14 protein-coding genes are annotated in these 14,333 nt (G+C 68.7%); 7 read left to right on the forward strand and 7 right to left on the reverse strand.

Going from position 1 to position 14,333, the window contains the following annotated elements; all coding sequences use genetic code 11:
- Positions 1-5 precede the first annotated feature (5 nt).
- Positions 6-635 (reverse strand): copper chaperone PCu(A)C, encoded by a 630-nt coding sequence (locus tag SAOR_RS14690; RefSeq protein ID WP_245965493.1) that lies wholly within the window; start codon positions 633-635, stop codon positions 6-8.
- A gap of 59 nt (positions 636-694) precedes the next feature.
- Here SAOR_RS14690 and SAOR_RS14695 point away from each other — a divergent pair, with 59 nt between their 5' ends.
- The 7 genes from SAOR_RS14695 to SAOR_RS14725 all read left to right on the forward strand — a co-directional run bounded on the left by SAOR_RS14695 (position 695) and on the right by SAOR_RS14725 (position 6,396).
- Positions 695-1,132, forward strand: coding sequence for a MerC domain-containing protein (locus SAOR_RS14695; RefSeq protein WP_123591352.1), 438 nt, complete (start codon positions 695-697; stop codon positions 1,130-1,132).
- Positions 1,133-1,161: 29 nt separating this feature from the next.
- On the forward strand, positions 1,162-1,656 hold the full coding sequence (locus SAOR_RS14700; protein WP_123591353.1) for a Fur family transcriptional regulator: 495 nt from the start codon (positions 1,162-1,164) through the stop codon (positions 1,654-1,656).
- A 182-nt stretch (positions 1,657-1,838) separates the two neighbouring features.
- Positions 1,839-2,591 carry an ABC transporter ATP-binding protein gene (locus SAOR_RS14705; RefSeq protein ID WP_123632091.1) on the forward strand — a complete coding sequence of 251 codons (753 nt, stop codon included), beginning with the start codon at positions 1,839-1,841 and terminating at the stop codon, positions 2,589-2,591.
- Positions 2,584-3,288: an ABC transporter ATP-binding protein gene (locus tag SAOR_RS14710; protein WP_123632092.1), complete on the forward strand. Its 705-nt coding sequence runs from the start codon at positions 2,584-2,586 to the stop codon at positions 3,286-3,288. Before SAOR_RS14705 ends, SAOR_RS14710 begins: the two co-directional genes overlap by 8 nt.
- Before the next feature lie 40 nt (positions 3,289-3,328).
- Positions 3,329-4,543: an ABC transporter substrate-binding protein gene (locus tag SAOR_RS14715; RefSeq protein ID WP_123632093.1), complete on the forward strand. Its 1,215-nt coding sequence runs from the start codon at positions 3,329-3,331 to the stop codon at positions 4,541-4,543.
- Between the two features lie 25 nt (positions 4,544-4,568).
- Positions 4,569-5,468: a branched-chain amino acid ABC transporter permease gene (locus SAOR_RS14720; protein ID WP_123632094.1), complete on the forward strand. Its 900-nt coding sequence runs from the start codon at positions 4,569-4,571 to the stop codon at positions 5,466-5,468.
- A gap of 10 nt (positions 5,469-5,478) precedes the next feature.
- Entirely contained in the window at positions 5,479-6,396 is a 918-nt protein-coding gene (locus SAOR_RS14725) for a branched-chain amino acid ABC transporter permease (RefSeq protein WP_123632188.1), read from the forward strand.
- Between the two features lie 561 nt (positions 6,397-6,957).
- Here the strand turns inward: SAOR_RS14725 and SAOR_RS14730 are convergent.
- From SAOR_RS14730 to SAOR_RS14755, 6 genes are all read right to left on the reverse strand, one after another.
- Positions 6,958-8,640: an AMP-binding protein gene (locus SAOR_RS14730; protein ID WP_123632095.1), complete on the reverse strand. Its 1,683-nt coding sequence runs from the start codon at positions 8,638-8,640 to the stop codon at positions 6,958-6,960.
- Positions 8,641-8,715: 75 nt separating this feature from the next.
- Positions 8,716-9,615 carry a 3-hydroxyisobutyrate dehydrogenase gene (gene mmsB / locus SAOR_RS14735; protein ID WP_123632096.1) on the reverse strand — a complete coding sequence of 300 codons (900 nt, stop codon included), beginning with the start codon at positions 9,613-9,615 and terminating at the stop codon, positions 8,716-8,718.
- Positions 9,616-9,645: 30 nt separating this feature from the next.
- Positions 9,646-10,800 (reverse strand): enoyl-CoA hydratase/isomerase family protein, encoded by a 1,155-nt coding sequence (locus SAOR_RS14740; RefSeq protein ID WP_123632097.1) that lies wholly within the window; start codon positions 10,798-10,800, stop codon positions 9,646-9,648.
- On the reverse strand, positions 10,797-11,579 hold the full coding sequence (locus SAOR_RS14745) for an enoyl-CoA hydratase (RefSeq protein WP_123632098.1): 783 nt from the start codon (positions 11,577-11,579) through the stop codon (positions 10,797-10,799). The genes SAOR_RS14740 and SAOR_RS14745 overlap by 4 nt, the downstream gene beginning before the upstream one ends.
- Positions 11,576-12,736: an acyl-CoA dehydrogenase family protein gene (locus SAOR_RS14750; protein ID WP_123632099.1), complete on the reverse strand. Its 1,161-nt coding sequence runs from the start codon at positions 12,734-12,736 to the stop codon at positions 11,576-11,578. Before SAOR_RS14750 ends, SAOR_RS14745 begins: the two co-directional genes overlap by 4 nt.
- Before the next feature lie 22 nt (positions 12,737-12,758).
- Positions 12,759-14,285 (reverse strand): CoA-acylating methylmalonate-semialdehyde dehydrogenase, encoded by a 1,527-nt coding sequence (locus SAOR_RS14755; protein WP_123632100.1) that lies wholly within the window; start codon positions 14,283-14,285, stop codon positions 12,759-12,761.
- Positions 14,286-14,333: the final 48 nt, after the last annotated feature.

Genomic DNA, 14,333 nt, shown 5'->3' on the forward strand with positions numbered 1-14,333 from the left:
CGCGGCTATTCGGCGGTGGCCGAATCGTCGGCCGCGCCCGCGGTCTCGTTCTTGCCCGCGGCGTCCTCGCCGGCCGGCTCTTCGTCGGCCTCGCCGGCGTCCGAGTCGCCGTGATTCATGTCCTCGTGGTTCATGCCCGGCTCCGCGTCCGCATCGGTGGCGACGCCCGGCGCGTTGGCGCGCACGATCGCGGCCGCGGGCAGTTCCGCATCCTGGCTGCCACAGGACAGGATCAGCTCGACCTGGTCGCCGGCGGCGTAGGGCTGGCTGGGCGAGAACAGCATGACGTGGCGCCCGCCCGGCTCGAAGGCCACGCGCTCGCCGGCGGGCACGACGACCCGCTCCATCGGCTGCATGCTGGCCTGGCCGTCGTCGTTGACCACCGTTTCGTGAACTTCGGCGCGCTCGAACTGGGTGCTGCTCACGCCGTTGACGACGACCGTGTCGTCGCCGCTGTTGTCGAGCGTGAAATAGGCGCCCATGACGTCCATGCCCGACGGCGCTTCGCGCACCCAGGGATCGCCCACCTGGAGGCCGCCGCAGCCGGGTGCTTCGGACTGGCCGCAGGCCGACAGGCCCGCCGCCAGCAGGACGGCCACGCCGAAGCCTGCGGGCCGTTGGAAACGCTGCATCATCGCCCCTCCTGTACAAATGTTATATATTAACGCAAAGCAACCGCCAGGGAGGCCTTGCCGTGCGCCGCGCGTCATCCAGCAATTTTACCGGCAAACTCGACAAGACCGCAGTCGCGCTGTCCGGACTGTGCCTGGTGCATTGCCTGGCCCTGCCGCTGTTGATCGCGGTCTTTCCGGTGCTGGGCTTCACGGTGGTCGAGCACGAGACCTTCCATCAGCTGATTCTGATCGTGGTCATCCCCACCACGGCGATCGCGCTGGGCGTGGGCTGCCGGCGTCACCGCAGCCGTCTGGTGGCCGTGCTCGGCATCCTCGGCGTGCTGGCCCTGGTGGTCGCCGCCTTCGTGGTCCACGCCATGGGCACGGAGGCGCTGGAGCGCACGGTCACCGTCGCCGGCGGGCTGGTGCTGGCCGCCGCCCACGTGCGCAACTTCGTGCTCACGCGGGCCCTGCACGATCATCGCCACCATGCGGCGCAGCCGGCCCCGCCCGGCTGATACGCCGCCCATGCCATGCTGTACGCATCATGAGTGACACCTTCGGCCAAACCGTATTCGAGGCTCCCGGCCACGATCACGACGCCTGCATTCGCGGGGCGCTGGCCCGTGCGGACGCGCTCTGCGCCGAGCGCGGGCTGCGGCTGACCGCGATCCGGCGCCGGGTGCTCGAGCTGATCTGGGACAACCACCGGCCCACCAAGGCCTACGATCTGCTGAGCGCGATCAGCGCCGAACGCGGCAATGCCGCCCCGCCGACGGTCTATCGCGCGCTGGATTTCCTGCTGGAGGCCGGGCTGGTGCACAAGATCGAGTCGCTGAACGCCTTCGTCGGCTGCGATGCGGGCCACGAGCGCGGCCACCCCAAGTTCCTCATCTGCCGGCGCTGCGAACACGTCGCCGAGATCCCCGGCCCGGCGGTCGACAGCGCGATCGCCCGCGAGGCCGAGCGCAGCGGCTTCACCGTCGATCACGAGACCATCGAGATCGGCGGCATCTGCCGGCGCTGCGCCGCCGCCGACTGACCGATCGCTGTACGAAACAGCATTCCATCGTCATCGACTAAGGTGGCATAACGACCCGACGCACCGCACCGCTAGACTCGGATCAAAGCCGGCAGCCGCCGGCGATCGCCAGAACAAAAGCGACGATCTATGGTGCGGAGCAACGAGCGAGAACCGCGTCGAGCCGGCGCGGACGCGGGCCGATGAGCGATGCCATCCTGCAGGCCCGCGGGCTGACCAAGACGTTCGCCGGCTTCACCGCCGTCGAGAACGTCGACCTCGACGTCGTCTGCGGCAGCATCCACGCGCTGATCGGGCCCAACGGCGCGGGCAAGACCACGGTGTTCAACCTGCTCACCCGCTTCATCACACCGACCGCCGGTTCCATCGTCTACGACGGCACCGACATCACCCGCGCCAAGCCGACCGCGATCGCCCGTCAGGGTATGGTCCGCTCGTTCCAGATCTCGGCGATCTTCGGGCATCTGTCGGTGTTGGACAACGTCCGCGTCGCGCTGCAGCGCCATCAGGGCAAGGCCTATCACTTCTGGCGCTCGGAGAAGATGCTGGACTCGCTGACCGACCGCGCCATGGCGCTGCTGGACGAGGTCGGCCTGGCCGAGTTCGCCGACACCCTGGGGGTGGAACTGGCCTACGGCCGCAAGCGCGCGCTCGAGATCGCCACGACGCTGGCCCTGGACCCGCGCCTGATGCTGCTCGACGAACCGACCCAGGGCATGAGCGCCGAGGACGTGGGCAAGGTGACCGAGCTCATCCGTCAGGTCGCCGCCGACCGCACGATCCTGATGGTCGAGCACAATCTGCAGGTGGTCTCGCGCCTGGCGGACACAATCACCGTGCTCAACCGCGGCGAGATCCTGGCCGAAGGGCCCTACGAGACGGTCTCGCGCGATCCGGCTGTCATGGAGGCCTACATGGGGACGGCCGATGCCTGAACTGCTCGCCATCGAGAATCTGCACGCCTGGTACGGCGAGTCGCACATCCTCCACGGCATCGAGCTGTCGGTCGCCGAAGGCGAGGTGATCACGCTGCTGGGCCGCAACGGCGCCGGCCGCACCACCACGCTGAAGGCGATTCTGGGCATGGTGGACAAGCGCACCGGCTCGATCCGGCTCAACGGCCGCGAGGTGATCAAGGAGCCGACGCACAAGATCGCCCGCATCGGCATGCTCGGCTACTGCCCGGAGGAACGCGGCATCTTCTCGCGCCTGACGGTCGACGAGAATCTGGCGCTGCCGCCGACGCTGGGTGACGGCGGCATGAGCCGCGACGAGATCTACAGCATGTTCCCGAACCTGGCCGAGCGCCGACGCAGCACGGGCACCCAGCTGTCCGGCGGCGAGCAGCAGATGCTGGCCATGGCGCGGGTGTTGCGCACCGGCGCCCGCATCCTGCTGCTCGACGAGATCACCGAAGGGCTGGCGCCGGTCATCGTGCAGACGCTGGGCCAGACCATCCGCCAGATGCGCGAACGCGGGCTGACCATCGTGCTGGTGGAGCAGAACTTCCACTTCGCCGCGCCGCTGGCCGATCGCCACTACATCATCGAACACGGCGCGGTGGCCGAAGTCGTCGCCGCGCACGAGGCCGAGGAAAAACGCGAACGCATCAACGCGTTCCTCAGCGTCTGATCGGACGCACACGACACGACAGACAACCCACGGGGGAGACATGAACAAATCATTTCTGACCGCACTGTGCGCGACCGGCGCCCTGATGTTCGGCGCCGCGCAGGCGGCCGACGGACCGTCCGACGGCAGCGTCAAGGTCGGCGTACTGACCGACATGTCCGGCGTCTACGCCGCGATCGAGGGGCCGGGCTCGGTCATCGCCGCCGAGATGGCCATCGAGGACTTCGGCGGCGAGGTTCTCGGCCAGCCGATCGAACTGGCCTCGGCAGACCATCAGGAAAAGGCCGACGTGGCCTCCTCGATCGCCCGCCGCTGGATCGACCGCGACAACGTCGACATGATCGTGGGCATGGTCAACTCCGCGGTGGGGCTGGCGGTCCAGGGCCTGGCCTCGGACAAGCAGACGATCACCATGAACACCGGCGCCGGCTCGCAGGAGCTCACCGAGAGCCAGTGCTCCAAGTACGGCATCCACTACGTCTACGACACCTACGCGCTGCCGGTGGGCACCGCCACGGCGATGGTCGAGAACGGCGGCAAGAAGTGGTTCTTCATCACCGCCGACTACACCTTCGGCCACTCGTTGCAGAAGAGCACCGCCCGCGTGGTCCGGGAACTCGGCGGCGAGGTCGTGGGCAGCGTCAACGCACCACTGGGCACCAACGACTTCTCCTCCTACCTGCTGCAGGCCAGTAGCTCCGGCGCCGACGTGATCGCCCTGGCCAACGCCGGCAACGACACCGTCAATGCCATCAAGCAGGCGCATGAATTCGGCATCGTCGACCGCGGCCAGAAACTGGCGGGCATGCTCGTGTTCCTGTCCGACGTCAAGGCACTGGGCCTGGAGACCGCCCAGGGGCTGCAGTTCACGACCGCGTTCTACTGGGACCGCACCGAAAAATCGCGAGAGTGGTCGCAGCGCTTCCTGGACAAGCACGGCGAGATGCCGACGATGGTCGACGCCGGCGTGTATTCCGCGACGCTGGCCTATCTCAAGGCGGTCGAAGCCGCGGGCACCGACGAGGCCGACGCCGTGCGCGCCGAGCTGGGCGACATGAAGATCAACGACTTCTTCGTCACGGATGGCTCGATCGAGCCCAACGGCCTGATGCCGCACGACATGTACCTGGTGCGCGTCAAGCAGCCCAGCGAGTCCGAGGGCCCGTGGGATCTGCTCGAGGTGGTGAGCACCATCCCGGCCGATCAGGCCTATATCGCCACCGAGGACAGCGCCTGCCCGCTGCTCGGCGAATAGCGGCCCGCACCGGAGCGAACGCGCGATGAGTCTCAACGCGATTCTGGCCCAGACGATGCTCGGGCTGAGCCAGGGCGTGTTCTACGCCATGCTCAGTCTGGGCCTCGCGATCATCTTCGGGCTGCTCAACGTGATCAACTTCGCCCACGGCGCGCTCTACATGCTGGGCGCGTTCGTGGCGCTGATCGGCTATTCGTATCTGGGACCGTGGCTGGGCCAGCCCGACTGGCACATGGGCTTCTGGACCGCCCTGGTGGTCTCGCCGCTGCTGGTCGGCGGCCTGGGCATGCTCATCGAGCGCTTTCTGCTCCGGCGTCTGTACGACTTCGACCATATCTACGGCCTGCTGCTCACCTTCGGCATCGCGCTGATCCTGCAGGGCCTGTTCGCCAACTACTTCAACATCTCCGGCACCCCGTACCCCGGCCAGCCGGAGAGCCTGTCCGGGATCGTGAACCTCGGCTTCATGTACTTTCCCAAGTACCGGCTGTTCGCGATCCTGTTCTCGATCGTGGTCTGTTTCGCGACCTGGTTCGTGATCGAGCGCACCTCGCTGGGCGCGGTGCTGCGGGCCGGCGTCGAGAACCCGAAGCTGGTGGAGGCCTTCGGCATCAACGTGCCCCGCATGGTCACGCTCACCTTCGGCTTCGGCGTCGCGCTCGCCGCGCTCGCGGGCGTGCTGGCCGCGCCCATCTACTCGGTCAGCCCGCTGATGGGGGCCGATCTGATCATCACCGTGTTCGCGGTGGTGGTCATCGGCGGCATGGGCTCGATCCTCGGGGCCATCGTCACCGGGCTGATGCTCGGTCTGGTGCAGGGCCTGACGCAGGCGGTGTACCCACCGGCGGCCAACACGGTGATCTTCTTCATCATGGTCGTCGTTCTGCTGATCCGTCCCGCCGGCCTGTTCGGCAAGGTCGTCTGAAATGTCCATCATGAACCGTGTCTTCTGGGTCGTGCTGATCGTGGCGGGTCTGATCGCGCCGCATTTCGTCTACCCCGTGTTCGCGATGAAGCTGCTCTGCTTCGCCCTGTTCGCCTGCGCCTTCAACCTGCTGCTGGGCTATGCCGGGCTGCTCTCGTTCGGGCATGCGGCGTTTTTCGGCGGCGCGGCCTACATCACCGGCCATGCGGTCAAGGTCTGGGGCCTGAGCCCGCTGCCGGGCATCCTGGTCGGCACCCTGTTCGCGATGGTGCTGGGGGCGATCTTCGGCAGCCTGGCGATCCGCCGCCAGGGCATCTACTTCGCGATGATCACGCTGGCGCTGGCCCAGATCATCTTCTTCCTCGCCCTCAAGCTACCGTTCACCGGGGGCGAGAACGGCCTGCAGGGCGTGCCCCGCGGCACCCTGCTGGGCGTGGTCGATCTGAGCGATCCGATCGCGATGTACTACATGGTGTTCGCGATCTTTCTGATCGGCTTTCTCATCATCTACCGCACGGTGCACTCGCCGTTCGGCCAGATTCTCACCGCCATCCGCGAGAACGAACCGCGGGCCCGATCGCTGGGCTACGACGTCGAGCGCTTCAAGCTGATCGCGTTCACGCTGTCCGCCGCGCTCGCCGGTACCGCGGGCGCCACCAAGGCGCTGGTGTTCCAGTTCGCATCGCTCACGGACGTGCACTGGCAGATGTCCGGCGAGGTTGTGCTGATGACGCTGCTCGGCGGCATGGGCACGCTGTTCGGCCCGGTCGCCGGTGCGGTGACGATCGTGACGCTGCAGAACGAGCTCGCCAGCTTCGGGTCCTGGGTCCAGGTCGCCATCGGTTCGATCTTCGTGGTCTGCGTGCTGCTGTTCCGGCGCGGTTTCGTGGGCGAGCTGGCGCGCCGTCTCGGTGCGAAATCAGCCTAGGTCCGGTCGAGCGCGTCAACCGTCGCCCGCGCGGGTGAACAGCGGGCGGCAGGCGGTCGCCGAGCCGGCGTTGGGTGGCTTAGGGATGTCCCTGCCCCGCAGTGCGTACGCGTCATCGCGGGTTGCAGCCACGCCTTGGGGCGGCCACAGCCGTAACACCGCGCCCGCCCCGACGGCGGCTCGCCGAAACGCCGGCCGTCCTGCGCCGCCGCCCGCGCGCCGGCCGTTATCCCGCGACGTCACGCCACGCCTTCGTTCAGTCATCCCGGTCGCCGCGGGCGCCGCATCGGCCCGCCAGCGGCCGCGCCGTATTCGAGGGCGTCGATGTCTGCGCTGGATTCGCGGGCGGCCTCGACAGGGAAACGAGGCCGCCTGGCCGCGGGCCCCGGAAGGGCGCGCCGCGACAGCCGCCGGCCACAGGGCTGGCGGCGCGCCGAGCCCGCGTCGCGCCCGGAGCCGACGACAAAAAAGAGCCGCCCCGAAACCCCGACGGGGCGGCCAATCCGCCGCACAACAACGATTCGGTGCCGGGCTTCCGGCGAGCGCCACCCCGCCGTCGGCTCAGGCCCGGAGTTCGGGAAAATCGCTCTCCGCGTACGCGTGCTCGCCGTGGTTGCGCTCGGCGGCGTGCGCGCGCAGCTCGACCCGGCGAATCTTGCCGGAAATGGTCTTGGGCAGTTCCGCGAACTCGAGCTCACGGATGCGCTGATAGGGCGCCATCCGCTCCCGGGAGAAGGCGAACAGCGCCTTCGCCGCCTCGCTGCCGGGTTCGTGGCCGCGGCGCAGGACGATATAGGCCTTGGGCACCGAAAGCTTCATCTCGTCCGGCGCCGGGACCACCGCGGCCTCGGCCACGGATTCGTGCTCGATGAGGATGGACTCCAGCTCGAACGGGCTGATGCGATAGTCCGAACTCTTGAACACGTCGTCCGCGCGGCCGACGTACCAGTAGTAGCCGTCGGCATCGCGGCGGGCGACGTCACCGGTGCGGTAGTAACCGTCGTGCAGAGCCTTGGCCATGCGCTCCGGGTCGTCGCGGTATTCCTGCATCAGCCCGAGCGGCCGGGTGTGGCGAACGTCGATCGCGATCTCGCCCTCGTCGTGCTCCTGATCGAAGGGATCGAGCAGCGCGATGCGATAGCCCGGCAGGGGCCGCCCCATGGAGCCCGGCTTCATCTCCTGGCCGGGCGAGTTGCCGATCTGGGCCGTGGTCTCGGTCTGGCCGTAGCCGTCGCGGATCGACAGCCCCCAGAGCCTGCCCACGCGGTCGATGACTTCCGGATTGAGCGGCTCGCCCGCGCCGACCAGGCTTTTCAGGCTCACATCGTAGGCGGACAGATCCTCCTGGATGAGCAGCCGCCAGACGGTGGGCGGGGCGCACAGGCTGGTCACGCCCTTGTCAGCGATCACCTGTAGCGCCTCGGGCGCGGAAAAGCGGGATGTGCGGTAGACGAACACCGTGCAACCGGCGTCCCAGGGTGCGAACAGGTTGGACCAGGCGTGCTTGGCCCAGCCGGGCGAACTGATGTTGAAGTGGACGTCGTCCGGCTGCAGACCGAGCCAGTACATCGTCGACAGCGAACCCACGGGGTAACTCTGGTGGGTGTGCAGCACGAGCTTGGGCTGCGACGTGGTGCCCGAGGTGAAATAGAGCAGCAGCGGATCGGTCGCGCGGGTGACGCCTTCGGGCGTGAACCCGGTGTCTTCGGCATACGCTTGCTCGAAGGCGATCCATTCGCCGACGGGCGCGCCGACTACGATCCGCGTCAGGCCGTCGGCCACCCCCTCGAACTTGGCCACGTGGGCCTCGGCGGCCACCACGTGCGTGACCCCGCCGCGGCCGAGTCGATCGCCCAGGTCCTTCTGCGAGAGCAGCGTGGTCGCCGGGATGACCACGGCACCGAGCTTGATCGCGGCCAGCATCGTCTCCCACAGCTCGACGACGTTGTCGAGCATCAGCAGGATCGTATCCCCACGGCTGACGCCCTGGGCGCGCAGGAAGTTGGCGACCTGGTTGGACCGGCGCCGCATGTCCTCGAAGCTGTAGCGCTCCTCGCTGCCGTCGGCATCGACCAGCCAGAGGGCGAACCGATCGTTGTCGGCGGCGTAGTCGTCGAACCAGTCCAGCGCCCAGTTGAACGTGTCCAGCTTCGGCCATTCGAAAACCTCGTAGGCCTCGGTATAGTCTTCCCGCCGCTCCAGCAGCTGCTGCCGGACGGCCTTGAACGCGTCGACGGATGCCATCGTGGTGTCCTCCTGCGCGGGACGGCCGCCGGGGCGGCGCCCGCGTTGTTGTTGTGTCGGCGGTGCGAAGCCGCGCTAGGTCGTGCCCTGCCCCTTGAGCAGATTCATGATGCTGGAGAAATCGGCGCCGCCGTTGCCGGCCTGGCTGTGCATGGAATACAGGTTGCGCGCCATCGAGCCGAGCGGCGTGGACACGCCGTTGGCCACGCTGGAATCCATCGCCAGCCCGAGGTCCTTGAGCATGAGATCGACCCCGAAGCCGGGCTTGTAGCCGTTCGAGGCGGGGGCGTTGTCCATCACGCCGGGATAGGGGTTGTAGACGTTGAGCGTCCAGTTGCCGCCGGAGGCGTTCTTCATGATCTCGGAGACCACGGCCGGGTCCAGGCCGTTGGCCACGGCGAGGTTGAGCGCCTCCGAGGTGCCGGTCATGAGGATGCCCAGCAGCATGTTGTTGCACATCTTGGCGACCTGGCCGGCGCCGCCGGGCCCGGCGTGGAAATGCGCCTTGCCCATGACCTCGAACAGCGGCGTGGCGCGTTCCACACCCGCCGCCTCGCCGCCCACCATGAAGGTCAGCCCGCCGGCCTTGGCGCCGTTCACGCCACCCGAGACCGGCGCGTCGAGCATCGCGATGCCGCGCTCGCCGGCGGCTCCAGCCACCCGGCGCGCGGTCTCGGCGTCGATGGTGCTGCAGTCGATGAGCAGGGTGTCGGCGTCGGCCGCCGCCAGCAGATCGCCCTCGCCCAGATAGAGCGACTCCACCTGCGGCCCGGCCGGCAGCATGGTGATGACGAACTCGGCCTCGGCCGCTGCGGCCGCCGCGCTCTCGGCCACCCGCGCGCCCCGGGCCGCGGCGTCGGCGCTCGCCTGTTCGGCAAGATCGAACACGGTCAGCGTATAGCCCGCCTCGATCAGATTGGCGGCCATCGGCGCCCCCATGTTGCCCAGGCCGATGAATCCGACGGTGGCGCTCATGGCAGTCTCCTCTCGCAGTGCATTGGTGGTTCAGCCCGGCCCGTCGGCCGACAGATCGGCCAGCGGGTGCGGGCCGCCATAGTCGTCGGGCAGCCGGAAGTGCGCGTCCACGTCGGCGGCGCGAACGTCCGCCAGCCGCGCCGGCGACCAGGCCGGTTGCTTGTCCTTGTCCACGAGCAGCGCACGGATGCCCTCGGCCAGATCCGGCCGCCGGCTACAGGCCACGGCCATGGCGTAGTCGCGCTGCAGAACGGTCTCGATGGCGGCCCGCGGATCGCCGGCAAGCTGGCGATGCACCACCGCCAGCGAGGTCGGCGAGGCGCCGGCGATCGCGCGGACGCCGTGCTCGAAGAAGGCGTCCTGATTGGCGGCCGCCTGCAGGCCCTGGACGAACGCGGCCGCATCGGCCGCATCGTCGAGCCCGGCGATGGTGGCCTGGCGCTCGAACAGCGGCGACTCGCGGCGCTCGGCCGCCGCCGTGTCGTCGTCCTCGAAGCGACGCAGCAGCTGGGAAAGACGGGCGTCGTCGGCAGCGCGTTCGCCGCTCCAGCGCAGCGTCGTCAGTGCCTCGAACACCGCCTCGCGATCGTCGCCGTCGAGACGGAAGTCGGCCATATTCAGCCACAGCGCGTCGCCAGCGCGCATGGGCGTGGTCGTCATGCCCAGAAAACGCCCGATACCGCCCGGCATGCGGCCCAGGAACCAGCTCGCGCCGACGTCCGGGAACAGGCCGATGGTGACCTCGGGCATGGCGATGCGGCTGGCTTCGGTGACCACCCGGTGGCTGGCCCCGGCCATCAGGCCGAGGCCGCCGCCCATGACGATGCCATGGCCCCAGCACAGCACCGGCTTGGGGAACCGATGCACGCTGTGATCGAGCCGGTACTCCGCCGCGAAGAAACCCTCCGCGTCGGCGCTGGGCGCCCCGTCGGCCGCCCGCAGCGCGGCGTGAATGCCGATGACGTCGCCGCCGGCGCAGAAGGCCTTCTCGCCGGCACCGTGCAACACCACTGCGGCGACGTCGTCGCGGCGGGCCCATTCGGCCAGCTTGGGCTGCAGGATCGCGATCATAGCCTGCGACAGGGAGTTCAGCGCCCGCTCGGCGTTGAGACAGGCGAAGGCCACCGTGTAGCCGCCGCCGGCGGGGCGCTCCTCGATGAGCACGGGTGCGTCGGGCGTCGTCATGACGGACGCGTCCAGACCGGATCGCGCTTGTCGAAGAATGCGCTCACGCCCTCGTTCGGATCGTTTGTCTCGAACAGGGCGGCGAAGGCTTCGCTCTCGCGGGCGTGGCCGGTCTCCAGCGCGCTCAGGCGCGTGCCGTCGATCAGCCGCTTGGAGGCGGCCACGGCCCGCGGGCTCTGGCGCGCCGCGCGCTCGGTCAGCGCCATGGCGGCGTCGAAGGCGCCGCCGCGGGGCACGACCTCCTCGACCAGGCGGATGCGCTGGGCGGTCTCGGCGTCGACGTGCTCGCCGCAGAGAATGATGCGCTTGGCCCAGCCCTCGCCCACCAGCCAGGGCAGCCGCTGGGTACCGCCGCCGCAGGGCAGCAGGCCGACCCGCGCCTCCGGCAGGCCAAGCTGGGCGTGCTCCTCGCAGATGCGCACGTCGCAGGCCAGCGCGAATTCCAGCCCGGCGCCCAGGCAATAGCCGTTGATGGCGGCCACGGTCAGGCCGCGGAAACGGGCCACGCGGGCCACCGCCGCGGCCAGCAGCCGTGCCAGTTCGCGCGCGCCGGCACGATCGGCGTTGCGGAACATTTCCAGGTCGTCGCCGGCCGAAAAGTATTGATCACCGGCGCCGGTGATCACGATCGCGTCGATCGCACGATCCTGCTCGATACGGGCCAGCCGGCCCTCGAGCCCGGACAGCGCGGTCACGGACAGGGTGTTGGCCGGCGGATGGTCGAGCGTGAGAATCGCGATCCGGCCGCGCGTCTCGATGGTGGGTTCGCCGTTACTCATCGAAGTCGGTCTCCGTTGTCGTCCGCCAGTACGCGGCGGGCGATGATCAGTCGCATGATTTCGTTGGTTCCCTCGAGAATCTGATGCACGCGCACGTCGCGCACGTGCCGCTCGAGCGGGTACTCGCGAATATAGCCGTAGCCGCCGTGGATCTGCAGCGCGGTGTTGCAGACATCGAAACAGCGGTCCGTGGCCAGGCGCTTGGCCATGGCGCAGAAGGCGGTCGCCTCGGGGTGGCCTTCGTCGAGCCTGGATGCCGCCAGCCACACCATCTGGCGGGCGGCGATCAGCTCGGTGGCCATGTCGGCGAGCTTGAACTGCAGTGCCTGGAAATCCGCGAGCCGGCGGCCGAACTGCTCGCGCTCGCCCAGATAGGCGCGCGCCGCGTCGAGCGCGGCCTGGGCGGTGCCGAGCGAGCAGGCGGCGATGTTGATTCGGCCGCCGTCCAGCCCCTTCATGGCGATGGCGAACCCCTCGCCTTCGGCCCCGAGCCGGTTGGCCGCGGGCACGCGCACGCCGTCGAAGGTGATCGTGCGCGTGGCCTGGCTGTTCCAGCCCATCTTGGCTTCCTTACGGCCGTAGCCGATGCCCTCGGCGTCGGCCGGCACCGCGAACGTACTGATGCCGCCTGCCCCGGCGCCGCCGGTGCGGGCCATGACCACCAGCAGATCGGTATCGCCCGCACCGGAGATGAAGCACTTGCTGCCGGTGAGCACGTAGTCGTCGCCTTCGCGCGCCGCCCTGGTCTTCAGGGCGGCCGCGTCGGAACCGGCACCCGGTTCGGTGAGGCAGTAGGAGGCGAGTTTCGTGCCCGCGGCGAGCTCGCCGCACCAGAGATCGCGCACGTCATCGCCGCCGAAGGTGGCCACCATCCAGGTGGCCATGTTGTGGATGCTGATATAGGCCGCAGTGGAGGTGCAGCCGCCGGCCAGCGCCTCGAATATGAGGGCGCTGTCGAGCCGGGCGAGCCCGAGCCCGCCCTGGTCCTCCGGCGTGTAGAGGCCGCAGAAACCGAGCTCACCGGCCCGGGCGATGACCTCGCGAGGGAAGATCGCCTCCGCATCCCAGCGCGCCGCCTCGGGGGCGAGCGCCTCGCGGGCGAAATCCTGCGCGGCCTCCTGCAGTGCGCGCTGGGTCTCGTCCAGGTCGAAGTTCATCGTGGACCGCCGCCGACGTCCGTCATTTCATGTTGATCGTCATGTTCGGACCGTCCGGCACATCGGTCTCCGGCCAGCGCGAGAGCACCGTCTTGGTCTCGGTGTAGAAACGCACCGCCTGCTTGCCGTAGGCGTGCAGATCGCCGAAGAAGGAATGCTTGGACCCCGTGAACGAGAAGAACGGCGCCGGCACCGGGATCGGCACGTTGATGCCGACCTGGCCGACCTCGGTCTCGTGCTGATACTTGCGGGCCGCGGCGCCCGAACGCGTGAAGATGGAGGTGCCGTTGCCGTAGGGGTTGGCGTTGACCAGCTCGATCGCTTCCTCGAGCGTGTCGACGTGGATCACGCACAGCGCCGGTCCGAAGATCTCCTCCTGATAGACGCGCATCCCGGTGGTGACGTTGTCGAACAGCGTCGGCCCGATCCAATTGCCGTCGGGATAACCCTCGACCACGCAGTCGGCGCCGTCCAGACGCACGTCGGCACCCTCGGCGGCCGCGCCGCGGATGATCTCGCGCACGCGATCGCGCGCCTTGCGGTTGATCAGCGGCCCGTAGGCGGCGCCGTCGTCCCCGGGCGCGCCCGGGCGGATGTCGGCGAGCGCGGCCTCTATGTCGTCGACCCAGTCGCGGGTGGCCTCGCCCACGAGCACGGCCACCGATATCGCCATGCAGCGCTGACCCGCCGCACCGCAGGACGAGCCCACGAGCGCGGAGACCACCTGCGCCTTGTCGGCGTCCGGCATGACGATCATGTGGTTCTTGGCGCCGGCCATCGCCTGGACGCGCTTGAGGTTGTCGGTGCCGCGGCGATAGACGTGCTCGGCCACCGGCACCGAACCGACGAAGGACACCGCCCGGACGTCCGGATGATCGAGCAGGAAATCCACCTGGCGCTTGTCGCCGTGCAGCACCTGCAGCAGGCCCTTCGGAAAGCCGGCTTGCGCGAACAGCTCGGTGAGCATGGTGGGCGTGAGCGGGTCCTGCTCGGAGGGCTTGAGAATGAAGGCGTTGCCGCAGGCCACCGCCAGCGGATACATCCACAGCGGGATCATCGCCGGGAAGTTGAACGGGGTGATGCCGGCACAGACGCCGATCGGATGGACGTAGCTGTGGGTGTCGATGTTGCGGGCCACGTTCTCGGTGGTCTCGCCCATCATGTGGGTGGTCATGCCGCAGCCGTGCTCGACCACCTCGATCCCGCGCCAGACGTCGCCCATGGCGTCGGCGAAGGTCTTGCCGGTCTCCTCCGAGAGCACCGCGGCGATGGCTTGCTGGTGTTCCTTGAGCAGCGCCTGATAGCGGAACAGATAGCGCACGCGCTCGATCGTGGGCACGTCGCGCCATTCGCGGAACGCCACCCGGGCCGACGCCACTGCCCGCGTCATCTCGTCGTCGGTGGCCACCGGCACCTGCGCGATCACGTCCTGCGTCGCGGGGTTGCTCAGCTCGATCCAGTCCGTGGTCCGGCTGTCGACGAATTCACCGTCGATGAAAAGCGGCACCGTGCCCGCGCTGCGGATACGGTCGATCTGGCTGTCACTCATGAAAACTCGCTCGTTGTTGCAATCAAAGGCCTGCCCGCCGGCACGCGG

Source organism: Salinisphaera orenii subsp. orenii MK-B5, assembly GCF_003788635.1.
In the GTDB taxonomy this organism is placed as follows: domain Bacteria; phylum Pseudomonadota; class Gammaproteobacteria; order Nevskiales; family Salinisphaeraceae; genus Salinisphaera; species Salinisphaera orenii.